The sequence below is a fragment of the Bacteroidia bacterium genome, from assembly GCA_026932145.1.
In the GTDB taxonomy this organism is placed as follows: domain Bacteria; phylum Bacteroidota; class Bacteroidia; order J057; family JAIXKT01; genus JAIXKT01.
Map to the genome: position 1 here is coordinate 6,926 of JAIXKT010000002.1, position 4,991 is coordinate 11,916.

General features: G+C 40.1%; 4 protein-coding genes. 1 reads left to right on the forward strand and 3 read right to left on the reverse strand.

The genetic code is table 11. The features are described from left to right. Positions 1–258: 258 nt before the first annotated feature. The 3 genes from LC115_00845 to LC115_00855 form a co-directional block, all read right to left on the reverse strand. Entirely contained in the window at positions 259–1,146 is an 888-nt protein-coding gene (locus LC115_00845) for a beta-lactamase family protein (protein ID MCZ2355227.1), read from the reverse strand. A 176-nt stretch (positions 1,147–1,322) separates the two neighbouring features. Next, positions 1,323–1,994 (reverse strand): hypothetical protein, encoded by a 672-nt coding sequence (locus LC115_00850; protein ID MCZ2355228.1) that lies wholly within the window; start codon positions 1,992–1,994, stop codon positions 1,323–1,325. 20 nt (positions 1,995–2,014) lie between these two features. Further along, the gene (locus tag LC115_00855; GenBank protein MCZ2355229.1) at positions 2,015–3,001 is read right to left on the reverse strand and encodes a site-specific DNA-methyltransferase; all 987 of its coding nucleotides are present in this window, start codon (positions 2,999–3,001) and stop codon (positions 2,015–2,017) included. A gap of 526 nt (positions 3,002–3,527) precedes the next feature. Between LC115_00855 and LC115_00860 the strand changes: the two genes are divergently transcribed. After that, positions 3,528–4,217, forward strand: a complete 690-nt coding sequence (locus tag LC115_00860) for a hypothetical protein (protein ID MCZ2355230.1) — start codon at positions 3,528–3,530, stop codon at positions 4,215–4,217. The last annotated feature ends 774 nt before the right edge of the window (positions 4,218–4,991 follow it).

Sequence of the window (4,991 nt, forward strand, 5' to 3'; positions counted from 1 at the left end):
AACAAAAAGCATGAACTGATTTTCGAGAAACGAGAACTTAGAAAACTACTTTTGCAAAAGAGCCTGACTTAAACGAAATAAAACTTTTGCTGAAAACCTAAACTTGATTGAGAACGCTAATTTGAAAAGCCAACTTGCTTTTGCGAAGTAGCCAAATGCCTTAACGAAACACACACCTAACGGCTTGCGTTAGCGGCGGACGGGGGGCGGGAGTAGAAGAGTCCAGAGGGCAGAAAAAACTTCCAGCGTGGAAAATATTCATAAACCGCGCCGAGTCCCCGCCGTCCGCTGCACGCTGTGTTGGGCAGTTGAAGTCTTTCTTCGCAAGATATCTTTTTGAGCAAAAAGATATTCTAAAGGATTTATCTTTTTATCATTTGAAAATATTGCACATGCAATTATCTGACTCTCCAAAAAGTAAATACATGCGGCTTCATATCCTGGCCCGCCGCCTAAATGTCCATATTTATCTCCAGGTTCAACCATTAAACCAAGCCCATAATAGGGATTTTGCCAGTACTTATCTTTGTAATTGACCTTATTCAAACTCGAATTCAGTCGCGCAACTTTGTCTGATGCCATAAAGAGCGCTACATCAGTCGCGTCAGCCATGACTAAACCATGCCATACCCATTCTGCAACATAGCCATTGAGCGAATTGTCAAATACGCCATGCGCCACCTTGAGGCTTGACAAGCCTAGCGGCAAGACAATATATTTCTTGATCAGTTCATCAAAAGACAGATTAGATTCCGTCTCGATAATTTTCTTAAGTAACCAGTATCCAGGGTTTGAATACGCAAAGTTTGTTCCAGGACTGAAAAGCAACTCGCGGTTTACAGTTGTTGTGATAAATTTTTCATCAGACCAAGCAAGTTTCCTGTTTTCTACATCGTTAATGTACTCTGGAAGATTGCCGTAATCTCTTATGCCGCTTGAATGATTCATCAAATGGCGTATCTTTACAATGTCTGAATGTGGACAAATTGTTCTTGGAATCCATCTAGATATTACATTTTCTAGATCTATATTTAGGTCAAGCACAATTGACGCGATCATTGTTTTTGTAATACTATAAATTGGCAAAACCGCGTTTTTGCTTTCCAGAATTTTTCCATCGGCAATAAAGGCGATAGTCTCTCTCATGCTTTATTTTTCTCCAACATGTCCTTGCAAGGAACTGCCCAACGGTTTGCGTTACCTGCGCTGGGCGGGGACGGCGAAGCCGTCCAACCAGAAAAAGGATAAGGCGTGAAAAATGCTTGGGATGTGCGCCGAGTCCCCAGCGTCAGGTGCACGCTGTGTTAGCCCGCTTTTTGACTTTAAGACTCGCTCTTCTTGTTTTTCTTTTTTTCTAGCCAAATAGATTCTTTCTTGTAAACAATATTAAGAAAATCTTTGTAAGTTCTATACTCGTTTTTAATTTTATCTATATTTGTCAGTAAAAATTGACCGCCTGAACCAATTGTTTGTAAACTAAAATGCCTTTCTTCCAAATCTTTCAGGTGATAAGTACCAACTTCTTGAATTGACATATGAAAACCGTCATCAATAATTCTTTCTGGAAGGTAGTGTAAAACTATAAGCAAAAAGTGAGAATTTTCAGGATGATTTTCATAAAACGCTTTTGTTTTTTGCAGGGAACATAAATTTGGATTAGATGAACTACCTGCTTTATGACCTTTCAGACTTATAAGCAATTTTTGAGTTTCAAAATCTTTTGCTTGCCACTCAACAATAATATCTTCCATTGTGCGCCTTCCGTCTGGAGCATAGGCTTTCACAATGTTAAATTCTCTACTTTCTTGAATATGGTTATTTAATTCTGATAAAAGAAAATCTTCTAAAAATCTTCCGCCAACTTCGCCGTATGTTTTGTCAAGAACTCTCCAATTTGTACTGATTGTTAAAACTTTATACTTGTTGAAAATTTTCCATAGGACATTTTGCAAATCATCTCGAATTTGCTTTTCAAATTGCCTTTGATTTTTCATTGACGAAGTTTTCCCGTTGTTTAGAATAGTTTTTCTGCGTAAACCAATTTTGTATTATCTTTAGCCTTGTTTCTTACAAGACCGCTGTTTCTTTCAAAAAACACGCCATCTTCATATCCTTGAATTGATTTGTCATATTCAGCCATTTCCAATCTTTTTTCAGATAAGCATGAATATTCCAAATCCTTTTCAATTCCACAATATTTTCTGCCCAATTTCTTTGCAACTACCGAAGTAGTGCCAGAACCTAAAAATGGATCTAATACAAAATCGCCAGCATTGCTACTTGCTAAAATTATTTTTGCTAGTAGTTTCTCTGGTTTCTGCGTTGGATGGTCTGTGTTTTCGGGCATAGACCAGAAAGGAACAGTTAAATCTGTCCAAATATTAGAAGGATGAGTTAATCTAAAATTACCATCATTAGTTGAATTCCAATCTTTTGCTTTTCCGTCATTATCTACATATGGAGCGATAACTTTTCTTTTTAATTTCACATCTTCAATATTGAATGTGTATTCATCATTTACTGTCGCAAACCAAATATCTTCGGATGAGTTTTTCCAATTGGATTTAGCCCCCCTGCCTTTTTCTCGCTCCCAAGTAATTCGATTCCTGATGATAAAATATGTTTCTAAAATCGTATGAATTGAAGTAGAAGATTGCCAATCTCCACAAATGTAAATAGAGGCATTTGGTTTCAAAACTTTAACCAATTTAGAAAACCAGCTTTCTAGCCATTCTGTATAACTAGAAATAGACATTTTCTTAAATGCGTTTCCGTTGAAGTCTTTCGTAAGGTTGTATGGAGGGTCAATAAAAAGTAAATCTACAAATCCTTCAGGTAAATATTTAATGACTTCCATCAAATCTTGATTTATTGTTTTATTTTGCACATTGTTTATGTTTGCAGGGGACTTAAGATGAAGTAATTTTTTAGATAATGCTTCTTTTTCTCGCTCACTAAGAATAAGGGTTTTATTTAGTTTAGAACGCTCTTTTTCGGTCATTTTTCAGTCCTTTTTTCAAGGATAACACATCCCGAATTAACAACAAGATACTAATTTTGCAAGGAACGGGCTAACGGGATTTGCGTTACCAGCCGTAAGGGTAAAAAGTTATAGCCCTGTAAGTTCTGACGGGCAAAGGCGAAAGATAAGGCTGGTGCACGCAATGTTAGACGGCGTGAGGGTAGAAAACTGTTCGGGGACGTGCAAGCCGTTTTCGGGTAGGGGACGTGTTGCCTGCCCCTGCTCACTCCGTAGGAATTATTTTTTTGCCTGACGCAGTTTTTACCCTCGCCCAGAGGCTCGCAGTCAATACGGGGAGCAAGGATTTTAGCGTGGAGCAATAGCGCGAAAATCCGAAGCAGGGCTACCGTATTGTACGGTGAGATGGGCGGGGGTAGCGTCAGGGCAGGCAAAAAAAACCCGTAGTCTGGGTTTATCTAGTAATATAAACAAAGTTACAAGGAAAATGCGAAGGTATGAAGTTCATCTAGTAATATAAACAAAGTTACAAGGAAAATGCGAAGGTATGAAGTTCAAGAATTATGAAACAGGCGAGATAACCGAAGTAGCACCGCTTGAATTGCGTTTAGGGCGGATGAAAAAACGGCTTTCCTTCTTTCAAGACTGGAAGAACGCGGTTGCCGAAATGGTTTCGGACGTGGATACTATCATGGTTACGTTGACTTATCGCGGCGTGGATGATTGGCGTCCTAGACATGTTACCGATTTTATCCGAAAAGTTCGGCGGTTTTTAGGTACTCGAATGTACGGCTATTTTTGGGTTGCGGAAATGCAAGAACGCGGCGCGGTGCATTACCACGTTATTTTTATTGTCAGCAAAGGTACGAAACTGCCGAAACCAGACGAAGAGGGATACTGGACGTATGGCATGACGAAAATAGAAAAGGTAAAGCATGTTTATGCTTATCTCTCGAAATATTTGAGTAAAGACGGGCAAAAAGCAGATTACCCAAAAGGGATAAGAATATTTGGGATGGCGATCTATATTCTCAAAGATTGGGTTAGGATGTGGAAGTTGCCCCGCTGGCTAAATGAGCGTATAGAGCGCCTGTACGATTTAGCGGAAGAAAAAGGCGATAAACTTCAAAGGCTGGCGTTGAAGAGGCTAGAAGGTCTTCGTAAGGTCAAGGGCGGGTATTCTGTGGCGGGTTGCTTTATTGCTAGCCCTTATAGGATGTTTTCCTTGCGAAATTGAAAATTAGGCGCGTAAAGTCTTGACAGGTTGAATCAAGGCGTGATAGAAACAGGCAAGGCGGCGCGTCGCGCTCGCGTGGACGTGAGGAACCCGACGCGACGAACGCCCTTGCCCTAAAAAGCCCGTGGATTGCGTAAAAGAAAATGGCAGAAGAGCAGCCGTCTAACGGCTTGCGTTAGCGGCGGACGGGGGGCGGGAGTAGAAGAGTCCAGAGGGCAGAAAAAACTCAAAGCGTAGAAAATGCTTCTCGAAGCTGCCGAATCCCCGCCGTCCGCTGCACGCTGTGTTAGGTGTGTGTGGGTTGAGCGAGACATTTTTTCTAAAAGCCAAAACAGCGCCTTTCGATGACTTTATTTTACACACGAAATAATCTTTTACAAGCCCGACTTTATTGACGAAACTAATCTTGACTTGAAGAAGCCTGAAACAAGAACTTGTTAACACTTTTGCTAAAAACTGACTTTGCGAAAAACCGTTTTTTTAGAGAAAGAGAACTTGAACGAAAATGCAAAAACTTGCCTTGATGAAACCTTTGCTGAAAAAACGCCGCTAATTTTAGAAACCTGATTTTATTGAAAGAAACGCAAGCCGTAAAAAACAGGCTTTGTGTCTCGACAAGCTCGACAACCACCAAACGAAACTGCTTGCTTGCCAAAACCTAGCCGAAAACCCCGAACCTGATTTTGGAGACCTGAAAGAATTTGACAAAGAACTTATGAAACAAAAAGCATGAACTGATTTTCGAGAAACGAGAACTTAGAAAACTACTTTTGC

Bases quoted from the DNA above. Each gene is read 5' to 3' on its own strand.
- LC115_00845 (MCZ2355227.1), bottom strand. From the start codon at position 1,146: ATGAGAGAGACTATCGCCTTTATTGCCGATGGAAAAATTCTGGAAAGC.
- LC115_00855 (MCZ2355229.1), bottom strand. From the start codon at position 3,001: ATGACCGAAAAAGAGCGTTCTAAACTAAATAAAACCCTTATTCTTAGT.
- LC115_00860 (MCZ2355230.1), top strand. From the start codon at position 3,528: ATGAAGTTCAAGAATTATGAAACAGGCGAGATAACCGAAGTAGCACCG.
- LC115_00850 (MCZ2355228.1), bottom strand. From the start codon at position 1,994: ATGAAAAATCAAAGGCAATTTGAAAAGCAAATTCGAGATGATTTGCAA.